The organism is Cyclobacterium xiamenense (assembly GCF_042140265.1).
GTDB lineage: Bacteria > Bacteroidota > Bacteroidia > Cytophagales > Cyclobacteriaceae > Cyclobacterium > Cyclobacterium xiamenense_A.
This window is the reverse complement of the sequence record NZ_CP159481.1, coordinates 3167026-3189495: the sequence shown is the minus strand read 5'-3', so window position 1 is coordinate 3189495 and position 22470 is coordinate 3167026. Positions and strand designations below refer to the sequence as shown.

The 22470-nt window shown below is 49.2% G+C and carries 16 protein-coding genes; 11 read left to right on the top strand and 5 right to left on the bottom strand.

Annotated elements, in window-relative coordinates:
- Positions 1 to 154 precede the first annotated feature (154 nt).
- The 5 genes from ABWH99_RS13140 to ABWH99_RS13120 all read left to right on the top strand — a co-directional run bounded on the left by ABWH99_RS13140 (position 155) and on the right by ABWH99_RS13120 (position 7365).
- Complete coding sequence (locus ABWH99_RS13140; RefSeq protein WP_375582311.1) at positions 155 to 640, top strand: hypothetical protein; 486 nt, start codon at positions 155 to 157, stop codon at positions 638 to 640.
- Between the two features lie 414 nt (positions 641 to 1054).
- Positions 1055 to 2527, top strand: a complete 1473-nt coding sequence (locus ABWH99_RS13135) for an efflux transporter outer membrane subunit (protein ID WP_375582310.1) — start codon at positions 1055 to 1057, stop codon at positions 2525 to 2527.
- Positions 2524 to 3687 carry an efflux RND transporter periplasmic adaptor subunit gene (locus tag ABWH99_RS13130; protein ID WP_375582309.1) on the top strand — a complete coding sequence of 388 codons (1164 nt, stop codon included), beginning with the start codon at positions 2524 to 2526 and terminating at the stop codon, positions 3685 to 3687. Before ABWH99_RS13135 ends, ABWH99_RS13130 begins: the two co-directional genes overlap by 4 nt.
- A gap of 11 nt (positions 3688 to 3698) precedes the next feature.
- Positions 3699 to 6818 (top strand): efflux RND transporter permease subunit, encoded by a 3120-nt coding sequence (locus ABWH99_RS13125; protein WP_375582308.1) that lies wholly within the window; start codon positions 3699 to 3701, stop codon positions 6816 to 6818.
- A 118-nt stretch (positions 6819 to 6936) separates the two neighbouring features.
- Positions 6937 to 7365, top strand: a complete 429-nt coding sequence (locus ABWH99_RS13120; protein ID WP_375582307.1) for a DsrE family protein — start codon at positions 6937 to 6939, stop codon at positions 7363 to 7365.
- A gap of 5 nt (positions 7366 to 7370) precedes the next feature.
- On the opposite strand, the gene ABWH99_RS13115 is transcribed toward ABWH99_RS13120, so the two are convergent.
- Complete coding sequence (locus tag ABWH99_RS13115) at positions 7371 to 7694, bottom strand: hypothetical protein (RefSeq protein WP_375582306.1); 324 nt, start codon at positions 7692 to 7694, stop codon at positions 7371 to 7373.
- A gap of 224 nt (positions 7695 to 7918) precedes the next feature.
- Here ABWH99_RS13115 and ABWH99_RS13110 point away from each other — a divergent pair, with 224 nt between their 5' ends.
- Together ABWH99_RS13110 and ABWH99_RS13105 are read left to right on the top strand one after the other, a co-directional pair.
- On the top strand, positions 7919 to 9121 hold the full coding sequence (locus ABWH99_RS13110) for an alpha/beta hydrolase (RefSeq protein WP_375582305.1): 1203 nt from the start codon (positions 7919 to 7921) through the stop codon (positions 9119 to 9121).
- Positions 9121 to 10281, top strand: coding sequence for an endo-1,4-beta-xylanase (locus ABWH99_RS13105; RefSeq protein ID WP_375582304.1), 1161 nt, complete (start codon positions 9121 to 9123; stop codon positions 10279 to 10281). Before ABWH99_RS13110 ends, ABWH99_RS13105 begins: the two co-directional genes overlap by 1 nt.
- Before the next feature lie 159 nt (positions 10282 to 10440).
- Here the strand turns inward: ABWH99_RS13105 and ABWH99_RS13100 are convergent, their stop codons facing one another.
- Positions 10441 to 12402, bottom strand: a complete 1962-nt coding sequence (locus ABWH99_RS13100; RefSeq protein WP_375582303.1) for a hypothetical protein — start codon at positions 12400 to 12402, stop codon at positions 10441 to 10443.
- Positions 12403 to 12645: 243 nt separating this feature from the next.
- On the opposite strand from ABWH99_RS13100, the gene ABWH99_RS13095 reads away from it, so the two are divergent.
- On the top strand, positions 12646 to 13239 hold the full coding sequence (locus ABWH99_RS13095; RefSeq protein ID WP_375582302.1) for a heme-binding protein: 594 nt from the start codon (positions 12646 to 12648) through the stop codon (positions 13237 to 13239).
- 483 nt (positions 13240 to 13722) lie between these two features.
- Entirely contained in the window at positions 13723 to 14382 is a 660-nt protein-coding gene (locus ABWH99_RS13090; RefSeq protein WP_375582301.1) for an outer membrane lipoprotein carrier protein LolA, read from the top strand.
- Positions 14383 to 14439: 57 nt separating this feature from the next.
- Here the strand turns inward: ABWH99_RS13090 and ABWH99_RS13085 are convergent, their stop codons facing one another.
- From ABWH99_RS13085 to ABWH99_RS13075, 3 genes are all read right to left on the bottom strand, one after another.
- On the bottom strand, positions 14440 to 14994 hold the full coding sequence (locus tag ABWH99_RS13085) for a DUF2911 domain-containing protein (protein WP_375582300.1): 555 nt from the start codon (positions 14992 to 14994) through the stop codon (positions 14440 to 14442).
- Positions 14995 to 15586: 592 nt separating this feature from the next.
- Positions 15587 to 17806: a PQQ-binding-like beta-propeller repeat protein gene (locus tag ABWH99_RS13080; protein ID WP_375582299.1), complete on the bottom strand. Its 2220-nt coding sequence runs from the start codon at positions 17804 to 17806 to the stop codon at positions 15587 to 15589.
- 65 nt (positions 17807 to 17871) lie between these two features.
- Positions 17872 to 19674, bottom strand: a complete 1803-nt coding sequence (locus ABWH99_RS13075; RefSeq protein WP_375582298.1) for a c-type cytochrome — start codon at positions 19672 to 19674, stop codon at positions 17872 to 17874.
- Between the two features lie 940 nt (positions 19675 to 20614).
- On the opposite strand from ABWH99_RS13075, the gene ABWH99_RS13070 reads away from it, so the two are divergent.
- Both ABWH99_RS13070 and ABWH99_RS13065 read left to right on the top strand, forming a co-directional pair.
- The gene (locus tag ABWH99_RS13070; RefSeq protein WP_375582297.1) at positions 20615 to 21586 is read left to right on the top strand and encodes a phosphotransferase; all 972 of its coding nucleotides are present in this window, start codon (positions 20615 to 20617) and stop codon (positions 21584 to 21586) included.
- The gene (locus ABWH99_RS13065) at positions 21587 to 22459 is read left to right on the top strand and encodes a 3'(2'),5'-bisphosphate nucleotidase CysQ (RefSeq protein ID WP_375582296.1); all 873 of its coding nucleotides are present in this window, start codon (positions 21587 to 21589) and stop codon (positions 22457 to 22459) included.
- Positions 22460 to 22470: the final 11 nt, after the last annotated feature.

Sequence of the window (22470 nt, the reverse complement as noted above, 5' to 3'; positions counted from 1 at the left end):
TTGCAGGTTTCTTCAGGATCGCCTCAACGGAGAAAGTACTGGAGTAATGAGGTGGTTTTTTTGTCTACGGTAAATTTCGATAAATGTGGCTTCGTTTCTTTGAAAAAGACTGTACTTTTACGGGACCAGGAAATTTTATTGAAACATCAGAACCATGCAATTGCCCAGTTTAAGCAGTTTGAAAAAAGAACTTCAGGAAAGGGAACCGGGGGAGTTAGTCGAATTAATTCTTCAGCTAAGCAAACTCAATCGGGACAACAAGACCTTCCTTTATTTCAAACTATTTGATTCTGAGGACGCTTCCCTGTTTGTGGATACGGTAAAGGAAGAGCTCGATAATGCCTTTTTCTCGGCGAACACCCGCAACTATTATACGGCCAAAAAATCCGCACAAAGCATTCGCAGAGTTCTTAATAAGAATCTGAAATTGACCAAAGATCCCCTCGCTAAAATTGAATTAATTGCCTACCTATGCCAGCAACTGGAGGAATTGGGGTATTTGGATTTTCGTTATCCAGTCATTGACAACCTGTATGCCCTTCAGGTGGGGAAAATTGAGAAACTCATCGCCACCTTGCACGAAGACCTGCAATTTGACTATCGGGAACTCTTGGAAAAACTAAGAAAACCTATTCATTAGATTCCTCCAGATGCCGCCGAATGCTCGTTCAACTAGCCTAGTAAATAGATGGCGAAGATTTGCAGGTATTCCCAGGAAATGGAGCTTCCTCTTGGAGTTGAGCTCCGGAAAAATATATTGCAATGTAAGGTCAAAAAATTAAGGCACCTTCGGTCTGCTGTTTTAAACTTATGTCTCGCTTCCACCTAACTTATCTGTTTGAAAAAGCCGATTCGGGCCATCGGTTTTCGCCGTTCAGATTTCCTTCAAATTGTCTCATTACTTTTCAGGTCAAACCGATTTGCCTTAGGCCTGTAGTGGGAATGTGTGGCGTCCAAGCGCTCCGGCGAGGATCGGTGGCCCCAATGGAAAGTGGATGAGCGGTTTGGGAATACCGGGGCATAATGCGTAACTTCGTTAAAAACTAACTGTCTTTTGCCCAAAAATCATTGCTTTTATTTCTTGTTTTTCGTTTTTGTGATCCAGCATTTTCAGAAGCTGGCTATTCGTCCGTTCTGCTGGTTCCTCGTACTATCACTGGGCTCAGCTTGTGGAAACCGTGTCACCACCTCCGCTATTCCCATAACCGTCCCGGAGACGTTCTCCTTGCCCACAGGCAACTCCGAGATACGGGCAGACTGGTGGAGCAATTTTGACGATCCGGAGTTGAATAGCTTAATCGATACGGCGCTTGCGAGTAATCTCAACCTCAGGAGTTCCTGGTTTCAGGTAGCGCAAAACGCGAGCGATGTAGCCATTATCGCATCCGAACGCGTACCACAGGTCTTTTTAGAGCTGCAAGGAGGAGCCAGTAGGCCCGTTCCGGATTTTGTTGGTGGAGAGAACACCCAGCTATCGTTACGCAGCAGTTACGAAGTAGACCTGTGGGGCAGGGTGAAGCAGAGTAAATTGGCTGCGGAAAACCGATTGCAAGCTAGTTATTTGGACTATCAGACACTGGCCATTAGTGTGGCAGGAGAGGTAGCCCTGACCTGGTTTTCCTTGCAAGCATTTCAGCAACAATTGGCACTAATCCGGGAACAAACCGAGTACAACGAACAGGTACTTGCCTTGATCCGGGCACGATTTGCCAGCGGTCAGGTACGCGGTGTGGACATTCTCCGGCAACAACAACTCATACAAAATACCGAAGAAGAAGCTGCCGCCATAGAAATTGAGGTTCGCGTCCTTCGCAATCGATTGGCAGTCTTGCTGGGTACAGCACCGGGAACCCTATCCTGGGTAGAGGAAGGAAAACTTCCTGCCTTGCGTCCCTTACCGGATACGGGTTTACCCATGGAGTTGCTCAATCGCCGCCCGGACGTTCAAAGTAGTTTCCACCGCATGGTCGCTGCTGACCGGGAAGTCGCGGTAGCAATTAGCAATACGTATCCACGGTTGACTTTTAATTTAACCGGGGCCCTTCGTTCCAATACCCTTACAAACCTGGTGGAATCCCAGGCAGCTTCCCTGACGAGTAGTTTGCTCATGCCGCTTTTTTACGGTGGCCGATTAAACGCAGAAAAAGAACGGGCCGAAGCCTTCAGAGAACAGCAGGTTCAGTTGTACGGGCAAACGGTATTGCAAGCGCTGCAGGAAGTAGAGGATGCGCTAGCACGGGAAATCTTGCAAAAGAAGCGAATTGGCTACCTTGAAAACCAATTGAATCTAGCCGAGCGGGCGTTTCGACAACTGCGCGTAGAATATCTGAATGGCTCCATTGCCTATCTGGACGTATTGGTCAGTCTGGAACAGATGCAGCAACTGAAACGGGATATGGTCGGAGCCCGACTTGACCAGCTGCTGTTTCGGTTGGCCCTTTACCGGTCGCTTGCTGGTGGATTTGAATCGTCCTCCGACAAGCCCGCAGACCTTACTCAAAATGACAATCCAATCTCCTCAAAATGACGAAAACAAAAACCATTTGGATTAGCCTGGGATTACTGGCCGGAAGTAGCTTGCTGGCTCTGGTTTTTTTCTGGACGGCTCCTGAAGCAGAAATGGAGGGGGCATCCAAAACCACCGCCATGTTGGTAGATGTGGTCGAGGCGCAGCAGGGAGATTTTACACCCACCGTAGTGGCCACAGGGATCGTACAGCCGGCGACGGATATATCGCTTAGCAATCAGGTGGGAGGCGAAATTACTCAGATCGCTACGCGTTTTGTCCCCGGGTCGTACGTAAAAAAAGGAGAGTTGCTGGTACAGATCAATCCAGCCGACTTTGAAAACACACTCATGCTTCGACGAAGCGACTTGGCCCTTGCGCAATCCGATTACGAAGTAGAGCTGGGTCGGCAAGACGTGGCTCAGAAAGACTACGAATTGATTGGCGACGAACTTTCTCCGGAAAACCGAAATCTAGTGCTTCGCAAGCCACAGCTGGAGGCTGCAAAAGCAAATGTGGCAGCTGCCGAAGCGGCGGTCAATCAGGCATCACTAAACCTGGATCGCGCCAGTATCCGGGCTCCATTTGATGCACACATACTTTCCCGAAACGTCAACCTGGGTTCGCAAATTGCTCCCGGATCGGACCTGGGACGGCTTGTGGGGATTGATGAGTACTGGGTAATGGCCAACGTACCCCTTTCCAAAGTCAATTGGCTGGACATCGACGAGAATACCGCCGAGAGCGGTGCGCCCGTAAAAATCGTGCATCCATCCGCCTGGGAGCCGGGGCAATACCGGGAAGGACGGGTCTCACGCCTGGTCGGCTCACTGGACGACCAAACCCGGCTGGCAAGGGTGATCATACGGGTAGACGATCCCCTGATGCGGAGAGCGCCGGATCCAGGTAAACCGCCATTGATCATTGGTACATTTGTGGAAGTACAGATCCAGGCGCGCGAATTGGAAAACGTAACCCGATTGGAACGGCAATACATTCGGCCGGGCAATACCGTTTGGGTGATGCAAGAGGGCGAACTTGCCATTCGGGAAGTAAACATACTATTTGAAGATCAGAAATATGCCTACATAGATAGCGGTCTGGAAGCAAATGCTCAGGTCGTTGCGACCGATTTGGCGACGGTAGTAAATGGGTCGCCACTGCGTCTGGACGAAGAGTAACATTCAATCACATGAAGGAAAACGAAAACCTCGAAACTGAAAAAGGCCCCATTGCCTTTATGGCCAGACGGCCCATTATAACCAACCTGCTGATGATCATCTTTTTAGCAGGTGGAATCTATACCATGTATACCATCCAGAAAGAGGTCTTTCCCCAATTCCAATTGGATATTGTGGAAGTTTCGGTGGTCTATCCGGGAGCGGCGCCGGAAGAGGTGGAACAAGGAATTGTACTACCCGTGGAAGAAAAAGTTCGAGAGGTTCAGGGCATCAAAGAGATCATTTCTACGGCCAACGAAGGCTCAGGTACGGTAGAGATATGGCTGATTCCAGGAACAGACCGGATGAAAGCGTTGCAGGATATCAATCAGGCCGTAAGTCGGGTACAAACCTTTCCCGATGATATCGAGCGTCCCCAAATCATCTTGCAAAACCAGCAGATGGATGTCATGCAGGTAGGGATTTATGGTGAGGTGGACGTGTGGACCCTACGGATTTTGGCTGAAAGACTGCGCACCCGTTTGCTCAGTAACGATCAGATCACGCAGGTAGAGATCGGCAATGTTCCCGATTTCGTCACGCATGTAGAGATTCCCAGAAACACCCTCCTTAAATACAACCTTACACTGGGACAAGTAGCCGACCTGATCGAAAACTCAAGCAGGGACATCCCGGCTGGATCCATAGAAACGCTTTCCGGTGAGATTTTGCTCCGCATGGAAGAACGTAAACTGGTGGCCGAGGAATTTGCCAAAATTGACATTATCTCCTCCGAATCCGGATCGACCGTGACCCTGGGAGATATTGCCAGCATCCGTGATGGTTTCGAAGAGGTAGGTTTTCACGGGCAATTTGAGCAGCAAAATACCGTGGACCTGGAGGTATTTCGTATCGGAGATCAATCCCCTCTGGAGATTGAGGCTACCGTAAAGACGATTCTGGAGGAATTTGAGCCCAGCTTGCCACCGGGTGTTCAGGTACGGATCGAGAGTAACCGGGCGGAAGATTTCCGCGAAAGGCTTTCCCTGCTCACGGAAAACGGCCTGATGGCCATTCTTATCGTACTGATTATTTTGGGGTTGTTTTTAGAATACCGGCTCGCATTCTGGGTAATGATGGGGATGACCATCTCCTTCGTTGGCGCCATGATATTCTTTCCCGCGGTAGGGATCAGCATCAATATGATTTCCATGTTTGGATTTCTGATAGTGCTGGGAATCGTGGTGGACGATGCGATCGTGGTGGGTGAAAACATCTACGAATACAGGCAGAAGGGCTATTCCTACATGGATGCCGCTATTTTAGGCGCCCGAGATGTATCCAAACCGGTAATTATCAGCATCCTTACCACCGTGATGGCCTTTGTTCCCTTGCTGTTTATCCCAGGCGAAACGGGCAAATACTGGTGGCCGCTGCCCGTCGTGGTTATTGTCGTGCTTTTTGTATCCCTTTTCGAAGCGCTGTTTATACTTCCTTCCCATGTGACCAAGGCACCTAAAACAAAAAAGCACGCCTGGATCCTCACGCTGGAAGCCTGGCAGGGTTCCATTGCCGCCGGTTTTAATCGCTTCGTCAACCGTACTTATAAGCCATTTCTGGACCTTTGTCTCCGCAATCGATACCTGACCTTTTCGGCAGCTATTTCCTTGCTGATCCTTGTTGGTGGATTTGGCTACAGCGACCACATGGGTATGGTATTGATGCCGGAAGTAGCAGCGGACGAGATCGAAGCAGCCGTCCGTCTTCCCGTAGGAACAACCAACGATCAAGCGGCAAAAATCGCCGAAGAAATCACCACCAATACCCGAAAAATGTTTGAAACGCATCGGTTGTACGAGGTGGCCTATGGTGTGAAGACCAACGTTCGGGGGAAGGATTTTATCGATGTGGAAATCGTCATGAAGCCACCGGACGAGCGAGAAATGGGGCCCAAGGAACTAATCGAGCTATGGCGCGACAATATCGGGGATATCAAAGGAGTCGATCAAATTAATTTCGAGGCGGAGCGCGGACCTGGAGGGGCCAGACAGGATATCAGCGTGGACTTGAGCCATCCCGATATTAATGTATTGGAGCGTGCCAGTGAGGAATTTTTGCAACGCGTACAGGCTTTTTCCGAAACCCGGGATGTCAGCGACAACTACAACAAAGGAAAGCTGCAACTGGGATTCGAATTGCTACCGGAAGGCCGAAACCTGGGACTTACCCCGAATATCGTGGGCCAACAAATCCGGGATGCCTTTTTCGGGGCATTGGCCATGAGGCAGCTACGGGGCATTAACGAATTTGAAGTACGTGTAAAACTGCCCTTAGAAGAACGAAAAGACATGGATTACCTGGAAGACTTTATTATTCAGGCTCCCAATGGCGTGGCTGTACCGTTGCTGGATGTGGTGCGTATCAAAGAAGGGGAGACCTTTACCAATATCAATCGCCGGGATGGCAAGCGCGTAGTTAATGTGGGTATGGACGTGGAACCACCCGCTGCTCAAACCCGCGTTCTAAAGGCTCTCAATGAGCGGGTATTGCCTCAATTGCGCGCCGACTTCCCCGGTGTCTCCTGGACCTACGAAGGGAGTCAGGCTGAGATGCGGGAGTCTACGGAGGCTTTGTGGTCCGGATTCATTATTGCCATGTTACTCATCTTCTGTCTTTTGGCGGTCGCGCTGGGAAGCTATACCCAGCCCATTGTGATCATGCTTGCCATTCCTTTTGGAATTGTCGGCGCGGTAATTGGCCATATTCTGCTGGGGTATGACCTCTCACTGGTCAGTCTCATGGGCGTCATTGCACTCTCTGGTGTGGTGGTCAACGACTCCCTGATCATGATTGATTATGCAAATAAAAACCGGGACAAAGTAACCTCCGCTTACGAAGCCATTCATGAGGCCGGGGTTCGTCGTTTCCGTCCCATCGTTCTGACCACACTTACCACCTTCGGCGGTCTGACGCCAATCATCCTGGAAACCTCTAGTCAGGCCATGCAGCTGATCCCCATGGCCATTTCGCTGGGATTTGGAATCATTTTCGCGACCGCCATCATTTTGGTCATCGTGCCCTGTCTGTACCTGATATTCGATGACCTGGTTCAGGGCATAAAACCAAAAAAGGAGCAGGAAGTGACCGCGTAAAAATTAAAAAATAACCGTATATTCGGGGAAAATGGTAAATCAACAAGGAACTGTCCCAAACAGACATCCACGATTCCCAATCTGCAGAAAGGCAGCCATCAAATAAAACATGATTTCAATGAGACCAATTCTTCCCTTTGTAGCACTTGTACTTTTCCTGTCAAGTCCAGTATTCCTATCCGCTCAGGTAGTAGACCAGGAAGTTCATCGGGTCATCTTTCAGGTGACCAAAGGTGAGCAAGCTGATCAAAACCAGGTGATCGGCCAGCTAAACAATATCCTTCGTGCGTTGCCCAATGCAGAAATCGAAGTCATTTGCCACGGAACCGCCTTGCCTCTTGTGCTGAAAGCAGAGAGCCAGGTAGCGGAGGGTGTATCTGATTTGCTGGGACGAGGGGTGGTATTTGCTGCCTGTGAAAATACCATGCGTCGAGCCAAAGCTTCGAAGGAGGATCTGATTTCCGGAGTTATTACGGTACCCTCCGCCCTGGCAGAAATTATCCTTAAACAAGAGCAGGGCTGGGCTTACATCAAGGCTGGAAACTAGTCGGCTTACCGTCTTCGGGGGAGAGGTTGTTTACTGATCAGCGCCCAAAGAGGCTTCCCGTTTTCGGAGGCCCGGGCACCGATGTCTATAAGCAATCGCTTTGTGGTTGCTTCGTCAGCACCGATCACGTGTTGAAGCGTCTCCAACTCCCGCCAATCGTGCGCCTCATCGTTTAGAAGATCCAGCAACAGATCCTTTCGTGATCGTTCCTTCTCCGCTTCTGCTCGCTGCGCCAGGTAATGGGAGAGCCAGGTGCCGGCAAGCGTAGCCAGCGAACCGATAATCGCTCCGGAAAAGCCAATGAAGGCTATCCATACGTTTTCGGACATATTCGGTTAAATTGGTTTATCACAAAACAATGTACGCATAATTGTAAAAAAATCCATTCGTTAAGACGAATGATGCGCGCCCGTTGCGGTCAATGAGCTCGTTTTATTGGACATCAGACCCCATACTACATCCACTATCAATCAAAAAAGAGCTGGGGTGACACCAATAAATCGAATATTTCACCAGGTAATCCCCTGTTCTACCGGGGCTATTCTTTTAAGCTATGGCTAAAATCGATCCCGAGACAATTGGTACTGAGGCGGGTCAGACCTACCGGGTTACGTTGGTACCCCCGGAAAATGGTAGCTTTACCCTCCGACCTCAACTTCCAGCGGATGGCAGGGTACCGCCCGGCACTGAACTCACCATCTACGCACGTTCCAACGCCGAGTACAGCCTGGATGCGATTTATTACACCGAAAATGGCGGCATGTGGGGAGCTAAAAGTACAGAGTACATGATTCCGGAGGTGACGATTCGCGTAAATGCGGACCTTAGGCTGGGCGCAAGCTTTATAGAGACCGCCTTGATAGCAAACCTACGGGTAACACAGGACATTGTATATGCCCGGCCGGGAAAAAAGCCGTTAAAATACGATGTATATTCTCCGGTAGGCGCCCGGGCGCTCCCTGCCATCATTATCGTTCACGGAGGTGGCTGGTCTTCCAATAACGAAGACATCATGCGCGGGCTGGCACGGGAACTGGCCAAAGGAGGCAACTATGTCGTTTTTAGCATCGACTACCGATGGATCAACACATTGGATGGGGACGAAACGCCTAATTCCATGCACCAGCTGATCGAGGACGTATTCGGTGCGATTGCCCATATACAAGCCCATGCGGTAGCATATGGTGCGGACCCCGGGAGAATTGCCTTAACGGGAGACAGTGCCGGCGCACATCTTTCCGAGGCGGCAGCCGTATTCAGTCCATCCATTGGCGCGGGTGGATTCGGCGAAAAAGCGGGAGTGTACGAATTCAGGCCGGTGTATGTTCCCCCCAACAAATCATTGGATCAGGTGAAAGAAGAAATCACCACAGCCATAAAAGCAGTCGCGCCCAGCTATGGACCATCCCATGCTGCAGACTTCAAGGGTTTTCTCCGACAAACGGATACCAGCTATTGGGAGGCCGTCTCCCCAATTCGCCGGGTGCCTGAGGCAAACAAACGGAAACTACCCCATTTTATCCTGCGCGGTTCCAACGATACACTCATCACCGAACGGATGGTCCAGGAATACGTGGAGGAGCTGCAGACCAAAGGGCAGGAAGTGATTTACCAGGAAGTGCCGGAAGCAGGACACGCCTTTTTCGATTGGAAGCCAGATGCCCAGAGCAGGGCTACATTCGAACAGTATGGAGTTCCTTATGCGGCAAAAATGAAGGCCTTTTTCGACACCATTTTCTACAAAACACCGAATTGATGAAAACAGCATTATTTGTAGTCGTTCTTTCTTTGACAGTATGTTGGGGCGAGGCACAAACCGAATCGGGTAGGTCTGCTTCCGCTGAAACCGACCCGCAGCTTAAGGAATTATTTGCCGGTAAATTTTATGTGGGCGCGGCCATGAATCGGCGACAAATTACCGGAGAAGATGCGCAGACAATTGATTTGTTGCAGCGTCACTTTAACTCCATTACACCAGAAAATGTAATGAAGAGCGAGCGCATCCAGCCAAGGGAAGGGGAGTTTTCTTTTGACCTTGCCGATGCCTTTGTCGCATTTGGAGAAAAGAACGGCCTGCACATCGTCGGTCATACGTTGATTTGGCATTCCCAGGCACCGGACTGGTTTTTCACCGACAGTCAGGGCAGAGAGGTATCCGCTCGGGTGTTAAAACAGCGCATGGAAACCCATATCAAAACCCTCGTGGGCCGGTACAAAGGCAGGGTTCACGGCTGGGACGTGGTCAATGAGGCCATCCTGGACGATGGCTCCTACCGTAAAAGCAAGTTTTATCAAATCTTGGGTGAGGAGTTTATTCACCTGGCTTTTCAATTTGCCCATGAAGCGGATCCTGAGGCTGCCTTGTATTACAACGATTATTCGATGGCGAACCCCGGAAAAAGGAAAGGAGTGATTGCTATGGTCCGGGCGTTACAGGAAAAAGGACTACGAATAGATGGCATTGGCATGCAAGGGCACATAGGCATGCGCTACCCCTCTCTGGAAGAATTTGAGAAAAGCATCGTTTCTTTTGCCGATCTAGGAGTCACTGTGATGATAACGGAACTGGATCTGACGGTACTTCCATCTCCAGGGAATCAAGCGGGTGCGGAAATTTCCGACACAAAGGCCTACCGGGACGCGCTGAACCCGTATACCGATGGTTTGCCGGAAGAGGTTTCTGCCGCGTTTACCCAACGATATCTGGACTTTTTCCGATTGTTTCTGAAACATGCCGATAAAATCAGTCGAGTGACCACCTGGGGTGTTACCGACAGACAATCCTGGAAAAACAACTGGCCCGTTAGGGGAAGAACGGATTATCCACTGCTTTTTGGCAGGGACCAGCTACCAAAACCAATCGTTCACGCACTGAGGAAATTGGTGACTGAAGCCGAGGTTCGCCCGGGTAGGTGAGGGGTTGCATGGATAAGATCCTTGTTCATTTTTTGTCCGATCGCACAAGCCTGTCCCAAGCCTCTCCATACTAAAACGAGCCAGATTAGTCCGGAAATAGGCAGCATGCTAACAGCTCTTTGTTGTTTTCGGGTAATTCACGCGGGACAAGGTCGCGCACTATCTGTACCACACCGGGTCTTTCAGGCCTCTCGGACCATAGACGGGAGGGGTTTCGCCAGCCTCCAAGGCCCCCAGATCGGGAGCATTGCCCCGATACCGGTCGTTAATATTGGGAATCAGGATGCCCTTATCTATGGCTGCTCCTTTTGGATCCAACGTGAAATTAAGGTCCTCGGCATGGTAGACGCCGTGGGGATCATTCGGATCCGGAGCATTCAGCTCCCGGAACACCTCATAGTCCAGCAATACGCCATTCGCCTCCAATCCAGTGGCAGCCTGTAAGGATTTAAGTGAGGAAAAAGCCTGTACATCCTCAGGCCCTAGTTCGTAATCGTAAACTTTATTATCCCCCGGTCCTAGGTAAAGGAAAGGATTATCCGCACCGGGGTTGGGCCGGTACCCATTGTAGTCAGAAGTAGAGTAGGCAGTCGCGAACGGAAAGGCATTTACCGGTCTCCCGGCCACGTTGGTACCCATAAATAGATTGTTCCTGAAATGGGCATTTGAAAACGTTTGGGTATTTCTGTTTTCTGCTACGATGGTATTGTGGTAGACGACCAATCCGGCAGGCTTAGACATGAACTTAAGCGCAAATCCGTTAGGTATATGGTAGAGTACATTGCGGATAAAATAAGCCGGACCACCAAAAACCGGCTGTGCACTTAGCGCACATTGCCCTGCATTGACCCCCCGGTTTCGTAGGACCCGAATGTTGTACACCCCACCATCCGCTTCTATGAAGTCGTCTATCATGAGGTGCAGGTCGTTGTTGTAAATATCAATAGAGACGGCTTTTAAATCCTGGGGGTCCTCAGGTGTTCCGTAGGTCGAAACGTTGATACCGTCGTGAAAAAAGGCTACGGCATTGTGGCAGATGACATGTCCGGAGCCGTAGACTTTAATGCCCATATAACTCTTCAACGGACTGGGTGGATAGGGATCCGGATTGGCCCAACCTACCAGATGGTTTCGTGGATCTCTCCCCAGGATTACGTTATCTGCAACATAGAAATTCCGGGATCCGGCGAATTCCGAAATCACACCAATACCTACTGCTTCCATCCGGCAATTTCGAATTGTCAGGTTACTGGCTCCGACCACCCCTTTTGTGCCGGCTGAAAACACGATGTCCGTATTACGGAAGGTAAGATTCTCAAAAATATGATGTTGGGTACCCATCACATCAAATAACCGGTGGGCACCGTTTCCATCAAAAATCGCCGCGCCATCGCCTGCGCCCTTGATAACAATCGGTTTTTCTTCGGTGGCTTTTACATTGAGCACATAAGTCCCGTCAAATGGAATGCCATGCGGGTCCACGTAATCGAGCAAGTCTGCCTTATACGTTCCGGCGTGTACCAGGATAACGTCTCCGGGTTGTACGGTTTTCTCGCTTACTACAGACCAGTCGCCCAGCCCAGACCCATAATATGCTTTTTTTAGCCCCTCAAAAGACGGTTCTTCTTTTTCACCTTTAAAGCCTGGAGGGTATACATGGAGGGTGCGCCCTTTTTCGTATGCTTTCGGAACCGTCCGCGTTTTAACCGCTACTTCCCTGATGGCCGTTCCTGACACACCTTCCGGATCTTTTAGTTCAAAACGACAGGTATAGGTAGTTCCTGGTTCGAGGTCAAGAATGCTTCCAGAAAACTGGTGAGGTACGGTATAGGCCAACTGTTCTGCTTCACGGAAGATCTTTTCACCCCCGATACGCAGCAGCGGCATGCCCGGGAGCCAATCCGAACTTCCCGATTTGCGGTAGCTTACCGCTACCTGTGCATTGCGGTTTTCATCACCAGAAATTTTCCACTCGAACCCGAGGTTCAGAAGGGTAGGAGGTTCGACAATAAATTCGCCGGAAATGACGGCGTCTTGTGCGTGTAGCGTAGAAAAAAAAATAAAGAATACGCAAAGGTGTACGCTTAGAATACTTCCAAGGCTGCTGTTTTCGGGTTTCATGGCTGACATTTTTCAACACAAGGTACTTAATTCCTGGCAGATGTGCATACGTAACATCATTTGTCGTCGGTTGCCTTTGGGGAACGAAACCAGCGGCATTCGTTGTTTACCTGGTACAAACTGGAAAATAAGAGCAGTTGATCGGCTCCTGCACAAACAAACCCGGCACGATCGCGCTTAGGTTTACAACCGGTGAATTGTTGAGAAAACCGGACTACCAGTCACTACCTTATTATGAAATCAATGTTTATCGTACTCGGAGTCATCCTCTTTGTCGTTATCGCGATACAGCTTTATGCCATGGCCGAACAAAAAAAAACAGAAACGTATCCCTATCGGGTTTTAAAAAAATATCCGGACTTTGAAATTCGCTCGTATGAGGCAAGGTTGTTTTCCGCTGTCAAACTTTCCTCGGGTAGCTATAAAGCCGCTTCTAACCGGGGATTTTCCATTCTGGCAGGATATATTTTTGGGGGAAATGAGCAAAAGGAAAAAATTGCGATGACCACGCCAGTCGCCATGTCCCTGGAAGACTCCATGACCATGATGTTTATGGTTCCGAAAAAGTATACCCAAGAGACACTTCCCCAGCCCGATCGGTCAGAAATTAAATTTCGGGAGGAACCGGCCAAAACGGTTGCAGCGATCCGATTTGGGGGTTGGGCCTCGGACGATCGTATTGCAGAATACAAAGGCAAATTAACAGCAGCTTTAGCCGCTGCAGGGATTGACCATACTAGTAAATTTATTTTTCTGGGCTACAATGCTCCCTTTGAAATGATCAATCGTCGAAACGAAGTGATTGTAGAGCTGTCCCCCGGGCAATTTGACCAATAGTAGCCGTCCTGAAGGGTATGCGATCTTTTCTCCTTTGTCCAAACTGACTACCCCATTGGAAGGATAGCCCGTCAAGTCCTTGCGACCTGTTCGGGTAAAGAGGAGACCGCTATCAAGACAACCCAACTCCCTCGCACCTGGTGACAGGAGTAGCTTGATTAACAGCAAAGGCCCGGCTCAAAAGAAACAGCAACACCCCCACGATACGATTTCCGCCTGCTTATTCCTTTCTAAGTTGTTGGTCGTTCTAACCTCCAAAAAGTAGGTTCGCCCGAATATAAGAAACCAGGCCCAATCGATTCAACTTGTCCAGAACACCATGGCTACAAGGAATTTCCGAATAATCGGGAAAACCAGAAAGTACGCTAACATCCCGTATGAGTACTGCCAGCTACAGGTAACTAAAGATCAAAAAGCAGGGTGTATTTTTTCTTCCCTCTCTCTGAAAAATATTCCGTACCTTACAGCAGACCAATAAAAACCGTGAAAAAAGGAATAGCGATTTTTCTGGGAGTATTGCTAGGTTTTAGTAGCCTTTCTTGCTATTGCCAGAGCGAAAAGGGACGTGAGTTATTGCAGGAAGTAAAAAATAAATTTGATGCAATTCAAGATTTTTCAGCAGATATGATGTACGAGATCGGCAACCCCTCCGGTAATCAGGTCAAAATTTCCAAAAATGGAAAATTTTTGTTTGCGGAGGGTAAATATCGGTTTCAAGCAGACGATTTGGAGATCTATTCTGATGGTCAGACGCTTTGGATTCACCAATTTGCCGATTCACCCGCTAACGAGGAATTAGAGATTACGGCAGTGGATTCCGCAGAAGACCAAGGACTATTTCTGCTATTCTTCATAATGTCTGACCCGAATTGGACGCCCGAATACCTGGGTGAAAAAAAACTGGCGGATACGAGTTACGAAAAAGTCTCTCTTTCTTCCGGCAACGCCAACCTGGATTTTATTCGAATGAATCTTTGGATCAATGCGTCCACCTATTTTCCGGAAAAGGTCGTCGCTTTAGATCGGGGGCTGACACGAATTTCCTGCGAATTCTCAAACATACTACTTAACCAAGATCTTCCCGAAAGTACATTTAGATTCGATACGAGCAATTTTCAGGGGAGAATTTACGATGATCGGTAATGCCCTCCGCCTGATTTCCTCCCGGGTTCAGGAGAGGGAGATGATTGGTGGTAAAATTTACACGGGTAAGGTTACAGGCACGGTAAGTAGCACATCGTCCCAGCTAAAGGCAATTACGGCACCGGTGTCAGCACTGCGGATAGTGATGGTGAAGGTCTCGACGGTGGCATCCGTTGTTTGGACCGGCGTATTAATGCTCAACACGTCCATCGCGGCATCGGGTTCTGAGGCACCAAAAAACGCTCCCGTGTCGCTGTTCAGGATAATCTCAAATGCATTCGCTCCGGGCACCGCATACATTCGGTAAGTTCCCGCATTCACCGGCTTACCGCCGAAGATAACGTCCCTATTGAATGATATTTCCGTAGGTGCATTCGCCCCAAGCCGCCAATATTGCCCATAGGGCTGAAGCGCACCGCTGTCCGCTTCGCCAAAAATAAGTCGGCCTTTTTTAGAAGGCTGACTGTAGGCAATCTCAATCGCTAACCCATCTTGATTGAAACTAGCGGTGGCTGGTGGACTTAGCGGTGTCGTGAAAAACAAGCCATATACTACCCAAATTATAAAGATCAATACGAGGATTCCAGCTCCGATAAGGATATTTCTTTTCATATGTTTATTAGTGTCTTTTAACGGTCACATGCCTGCCCGAGTGACACCTGTCGGATGGGGATTCTTGCATGGTTGATAGTCATTCCTCCCTGTGTCGCTTGCAACATGCCTGTCTGTAGTCTAAGGTTAAAGCAAGAAAAATTTTCGATTTTTTTGTGCAGCATATTTTAGGGTATCTACCTAGTCGGAATTCCGATTGACAACAGCAAAAGCCCTGGCCAGAAGTTTATTTGTGACAATGTTAAGGGTGCTCATTTTGCTTTTACACTCATTGATTCTCCTCTTGTAATTGGTCTTCATCCCAATACTGAATCGGCAGACTTGTCGGCGAACAAAACAAGCTCTATCCCTTGGTTTTATGACGATCTTAATCGCGTCGATTTCCTGCTTCTGCCACTGTATTCCGCATGAAGGTACAAAAAATATCAGGAATTCGCGGATAAATTATCCACAGAAAGCGCAGGGAACCGGACAAGCAAAAATAGTAAAGGGGATTTCACTATTCCATGAATCATCAAACTAAATAAAATTGGGTCAAGAAGCTGCTGCATTTGATATAAACGAACAGGCTTTGGGGTTAATTTTTGGGGCATCAGTCCGGCAATGAAAACGCCATGACCGATCCGGCAGTGTTTTCGGCAGTTCCTCCAACGGAAAGTACGATGTACTGCTTTCCATCCACCTGGTAACTACTGGGGTTGGCATTTGCAAAACCGGGCAAGTCGATTTCCCAAAGCTTTTCTCCGGTATCTTTGTCAAAGGCCCGAAACTTATTTTCCCGTGTCCCAGCGATGAATACCAGTCCACCTGCGGTAACCGTGGGTCCGGCGGAACCCGTTTCACCGGTCTCCTGCTGACCTGACTGAAACTCAGGCTTATTGCCCAAACGTACACTCCAGGCATATTCCCCGGTACTTAAGTTAATCGCATGAAGCATGCCCCAGGGCGGTTTGATTCCCGGTCTGCCTTTTGAATCCCTGAAATATCCATAGGCGGTAAGATTCAGGTATCTTGGGAGACTGTCAGTACTTTGCGATTCAGGGGATGCGCCCTGGTTGCTGATGATTTCTTTCAACAGGTAAGTTTCGCGACCCGAAGGTTGCTGGGTTTCATTTTCAAAAAGGTAGGCCAGGATAGCTTCTTCCTTTCTTTTGTCCGCGATGATACTGGAGAAGTTAGGCATTTTTCCTCCTCCCTGCCTTATTTTGGTCAGTACATCCGCTTCGCTAATACGCCCTTTTAATCCTAGCAAGGATGGATTTCCCTGTTCGTCTCCCTTACGGTCCTTTCCGTGGCAATTTACACAATAGCGAGTGTAAATCGATTCTCCCAGTTCGTATACGGATTGATCGCTGATGGGACTGTCCGGCTCCACCTTTTTCATGCGCATGATTTCCGGCGAATCATTTGATCGAACATACAAGAGGCCCGTACTGGCATCAAACGCAGCACCGCCCCAGCTTGAGCCTCCCCGAGATCCGGGAAACTGGAGGGTTCCGCCTACGGAAGGAGGGGTAAATAGCCCTTCATACCGAAGAGAACGAAATACCTGAAGAAGAGAATCCCTGGAAGCAGCAGAATAATCAGCAATGTCTGCCTCTTCCAGGTATTGCCGGGCGTAGGGAGCCGGTTTCAGCGGGAAAGGCTGGGTAGGCCAGGCCTCTTCTCCCGGAACATCCGAATGGGGTACCGGCCTTTCTTCAATAGGAAAAAGCGATTCCCCCGTTTCTCTATCCAACACGTAGAGAAAACCCACCTTGGAAGTTTGGGCGACAGCATCGATTTTACGGCCATCGTGTTCCACTGTTACCAAATTTGGAGGTGCCGGTAAATCGTAGTCCCACAGGTCGTGATGCACGGTCTGGAAATGCCAAAGGTAGGCGCCGGTTCTTGCATTCACGGCCACCACCGAGTTGCCAAAAAGGTTCATGCCTTTGCGATCTGCGCCATAATAGTCATAGGTAGGGGATCCCGTAGCAAAAAACACCATTTCCCGGGAGGCATCCAGGCTCAATCCTCCCCAATTGTTGGCACCGCCGGCATATTTCCAAGCGTCCCCGGGCCAGGTTTCATGCCCTACTTCCCCGGGTTGAGGAATGGTATGAAAGGTCCATATTGATTCTCCGGTACGCACGTTATAGGCCCGTACATGGCCGGGTTCAGCCCCGTAAAGCTCTGAAACCTCTGTGCCCAGGATCAACAAATCTTCAAATAGTATTCCTGGTGAGGTAGGAATCACAGAGATTTTATCCGGATCACCTCGCATGCCCTGGTTTAAATCTACCTTACCCTCCTTGCCAAAGGAAGGTATAGGAACGCCGGTGGTAGCATCAATCGCAAAAAGCTTATCCCCCCCGGTAAAAAGAATACGTTTGTCCGAACCGTCCTCCCAATAGGTTACCCCGCGTTTGATACCGCCGCCTCGTTCGCCGTAAAAGGGATCAAAACTCCATTTCAAGGCCCCAGTGCCCGCATCAACGGCGAATAGCCTGCCACGTGCAGAAGTGGTATACAGCACGTCTTCAATAATAATGGGGTTGCTTTCACTGTTTCGCGGCCTGCCGCCTGCGATGGTGTCATTGGGTTCGAACACCCATGCAAGCGCGAGCTTGGAAACATTTTCTTTGTTTATCTGATCGAGAGGAGAGTAGCTGCTACTTTTCTCATCGGCCTTATAGATGCCCCAATTGGAAAAGGTATCCCGATCCTGCTCACAGCCGCTGTTCCACACCAATAGGAACATGCAGATAAGTACGCCCTTGAGGACCGGATACTTTTGTTTTCTGACTTTCGGTAAAACTGCCCTATTCATTCTTTAAGCTGCTACCAGCGACTGTGTGAAAATTAAAGAAGTGTTGGCCATTCGAGCGAGGCTGACTACTTTACCACCTTCGCCCTGATCGTGCTGACTTCACTTGGGCTGATGGGGCTGGCTTTGTTTCCCCATCGGTTTCGGATGTAGGAGCTTATGGAAGCTACTGCATGATCATCCAGAATATTGGCATGCGGAGGCATGTACCCGTTGTATGTTTTACCCTTAACGGTGATTTCGCCCTGTATGCCATTAAGAATAGCCGCTACCAGGGGCTCTGACTCCCCAAGCACTCGCTCAGATCCAGCGAGTGGTGGAAAACGATTATTGTCTCCTTCTCCGTTGCGCTGATGACAGGTAGCGCAGTAGGTATTGTATAGGATGCCACCTTCCAGTAGGGAACCCTTATCCAGATTGTCTACCCCCTCTACGGGTGTTTTTATGTAGGTTTTGTGGGCGGTAAGCCGCTTCATCTCTTCGAGCTGCTGTTGGCCAAATTCTTTCTTGTTTCCTTTGTACATGACCCGCCAGATTTTTCCTTTATTCGATTCGGACAGGTACAAGGAGCCATCCGGACCCTCGGCCAGGCCCATGGGTCGGTAACGGGCATCTCCTGTGTTCTCTACGGTATCTACCCCGGCAAACCCATCCGCAAATACTTCCCAGTCACCGGCAACCCCATCGATCAGGGGAACAAAGCAGACGATGTATCCGGCCTGCGGGTAGGGAGAACGATCCGTCGATCCGTGAAAAGCGACAAACACGCCTTGTTTGTACCTTTCCGGAAATTGGTTTCCCCGATAAAAAAGCAGTTCCATGGGAGCCCAGTGACCCGGAAATCCAATCACCGGGTTGTCGAAGTTGGCCGCCCTGCCAACGATCGCACCATCTCCTCCGTAGGCCGGGGCCAGCACATTCTTTCCCTGCAACTGGTCATAATACGCATAGGGCCAGCCAAAATCTGCCCCTTCCGATACCCTCACCAACGTTTCGGAGGGCAGAACCGCTGCCTGCCAGGAGGAGTATAGGTCCGGATAAAGCGTATGAAAATTATCTATCCCGTTGACCACCGCATAGAGCTGGTCATCCAATGGACTCCAGGTCATGCCGACAATGCTTCGGAGTCCGGTCGCAAATTTGGTTCCGTCTGCCTGAACCTGCCCCTCCTTGTTTGCATCAAACCTCCAGATGCCGGCATTCATCTCCCGTTCCGGACTGGGATCCAGTCCCTTTCCACCGGGAATGCCGGTAGGACCATAGATCTCAATATCCTGACCCGCGTCGGAAGGTGATCCAAAAGGGATATACATATTTCCTTTCCCGTCAAAAGCAGCAGGCTTCGTGGTGTGCCAGTTTCTGGCTACATTGGGGTGCGTATCGGTGAGTATGACTTCTGTCCTGCTACTGGGTACCAATTCTCCCGGGTTTAGTTTATTTCTCAAGACCTGCCTGACGGTGCTGGTATAAAGGTAGCCATTGTGGATGGTAACCCCCACCGCAGAACCACCCACATCCTCATAGTCACCAAAACGGACGATAGAGTCGGCCTTTCCATCTCCATTGAGATCCCGCATACCGATGGTGCCTCCCTGCTTATCCCGGGAAAAGCGAAGCTTGGCATAAATGTCTCCATTGTCGTTGACCGCAATATGGCGGGTCGGGCCGGCGCTGTCAATGACCACCAGGGCCTCAAATCCACCGGGAAGGATCAAGCCACCATTGGCTGCATCGCTGGGCGGCAATTGCTCTTGGTTGTTTTCGCAAGAAACGCCGAAAAGCATTACGAAAAGAAGGCTGTAAATTTGAAGCAGTTGGCTGGCACCTAAATTCGAATAGGTGAATTGGGTCAATCGAAGTGGACGGGGCATGATCTTTTACTATTTTAAGGAGTAGCAGTATTTTGAATGGGTAATTTAAGCTCTCCGATTCTATTTATCGGCATCGGTCGTACTATTTTTATACTGAATAATACGTTATGTAGCTTGTATTCGAAAGGTTTTACCCTTTCTCAGCCAGACTAAGATGACGAATTTCAGCATCCATGCACCCCTTAGGCAAGTCCCCCTCGGCAACTGGGATTTGGATTCGATCGGATAGGTGGATAACGAATACCGGTTAAATTTCTCAGATCGGGGTAATCCTATCAAATTAACGATAAATTCTGTTTGTCGTAAGTCCCTGTTGACAGAAGAAGGCAGAACCTGAGCCGTATAAAGTCAGGAGAGATTTTTTCGATAATTTGAATTCATATTCAATTGATTTATAGATGGTTACGTAACTAAATCCCCCTTGCCCCCTTAATAGGGGGATTTGGATTCGATCGGATAGGTGGATAACGTATACGCATTAAATTTCTCAGATCGGGGTAATCCTATCAAATTAACGATAAATTCTATTTGTCGTAAGTCCCCGTTGACAGAAGAAGGCAGAACCTGAGCGTATAAAGTCAGGAGAGATTTTTTCGATAATTCGAATTCATATTCAATTGATTTATTGATGGTTACGTAACTAAATCCCCCTTACCCCTTAAATGGGGGATTTGGATGCAATCGGATTTGCGGATAACGAAAAAATTTTCAAACGTTCCATAGGATCGATGCCGAAAAACATCCGTTACCATGCCCAAACCATAAGATGGACCGGGCAAAGCCAGTCCTAATCCCCCTCAGGAGGGATTTTCCGATTTGTCCAATTCAGGAGAATCCTACCGAAAAAGCGAAGAATTTCGGTAATTTTATTTTCGATTCGTAGGGTTAATTACTGATCTTCGCGTTTACGTCAACAAAACTAGAAAGGCAAATTTCCTTCATGCGCTCAATAGACACTCAAATTCTTACATGTACCCGGGCAAAGGCGATAAAAGGCAGCGAAGAGGTGCAAAGCTTATGGAGTGGGTATGGATCTATTAAGCGCTATACCTTGGAAGGAGGGGCATATCCTTCGGTAATTGTCAAGCATATCGTACTCCCTGAGGACGGTAAGCACCCCAGGGGCTGGAATACGGATTTGTCCCACCAACGCAAAGTCAAATCCTACGCGGTGGAAAGCTACTGGTATCGGCATTATGCCCGGTTGACAGAACCGGGATGTAAAGTCCCTCAATTGTTGCATGCAACCGAAGAGGGAGGTATACGCCTGCTGATGCTAGAGGACCTCAATGCCCTGGGTTATTCCGGCCGTTTGACTCCGGAAACGGTTACCCTGACTGAAGCGAAAAATGGACTGACCTGGCTGGCACGCTTCCATGCGAGATTCATGCAGGTGCCGCCGGAAGGCCTATGGGAAATTGGCACCTATTGGCATTTGGCAACGCGATCCGATGAGTGGAAGAGAATGACGCATATCACCCTGCAGCAGGCGGCTTCAGCGATCGATCGACGCCTCAATGAAACTACTTTTCAGACTTTGGTACATGGCGATGCCAAGCTGGCCAACTTCTGTTTTGGCCCGAGAGGCCAGGTGGCGGCGGTGGATTTTCAATATGTGGGCAGAGGCTGTGGCATAAAAGATATCGCGTATTATATCAGCAGTTGTTTTGCTGAAGAAGCCTGCGAAGCCTATGAAGAGGAACTACTGGCGCATTATTTTAAATCACTTGAAGTGGCGGTTGATAAATCATTTGATTTTCAATTACTTAAAAAAGAGTGGACAGCGCTTTACAAATTCGCCTGGGCCGATCTGTACCGCTTTCTGGATGGCTGGAGTGCCGGGCATTGGAAGCTGCACGGCTATAGCGAGCGACTAACGCGGTCCGTATTGGAGGAACTAAATGATTCTTAAATGCTGAACAAAGATATCCTTTCTACCCTTTGTCAACATGCCATCAATGCCAGTATAGAGGCCGGCCAACTGATTGAATCGCGGGTCCATCAGCCCTATCGACAGCAAAAAAAGGAAGGAGCCCATTCCCGGGCTTCACAGGTGGTGACCGAGATTGATTTCAAGGCCCAGGAACTCATTCTAAGACACCTGCAGGCGGGGATTGCTCGATACGACCTGGGCTTGCTGACCGAAGAAGCTGCCGATGACCAAAGTCGCTTACATACCGACTATTTCTGGTGCATTGACCCCTTGGACGGTACCTTGCCCTTCACGGAGCAGCGCCCGGGCTATGCGGTTTCCATTGCCCTTGTTTCCAGATCCGGAGACCCGGTACTCGGCGTGGTCTTTCTCCCCGATGAGGAATTGTGTTACAGTGCCATTCAAGGGGAAGGTGTTGCCCTGAATGGACGGTCTTTTGGGCTAGGAAATCCCAGCGATGAGAACATTTTTCATGTGTATATGGACCGTAGCATGCAGTCGGCCGAATATTTTACCGCATTTACCGACCAAATAAAGCACTGGACAAGGTCCCAAAATTTCCGGGAGGTGGAGTATCATATTGGTTTTGGTGCGGTGCGTAATGCCCTGAGTGTCTTGTCCCACGCCAATGCCTGCTACGTTAAATTTCCCCGTTCACAACCCGGAGGGGGCAGCATCTGGGATTTTGCCGCCACCCGCCTGATTTTTGAGGAATTGGGCTTACCGGTCTCGAATGTAAAAGGTAAAAAACTACATCTCAATACGCCCGAAACTACCTTCATGCACCAACAGGGGGTGGTGTACGCGACAACGGAACACATTTCGAAAATGGTTTTGGAGATACCTATTTAAGTTTCTACTTT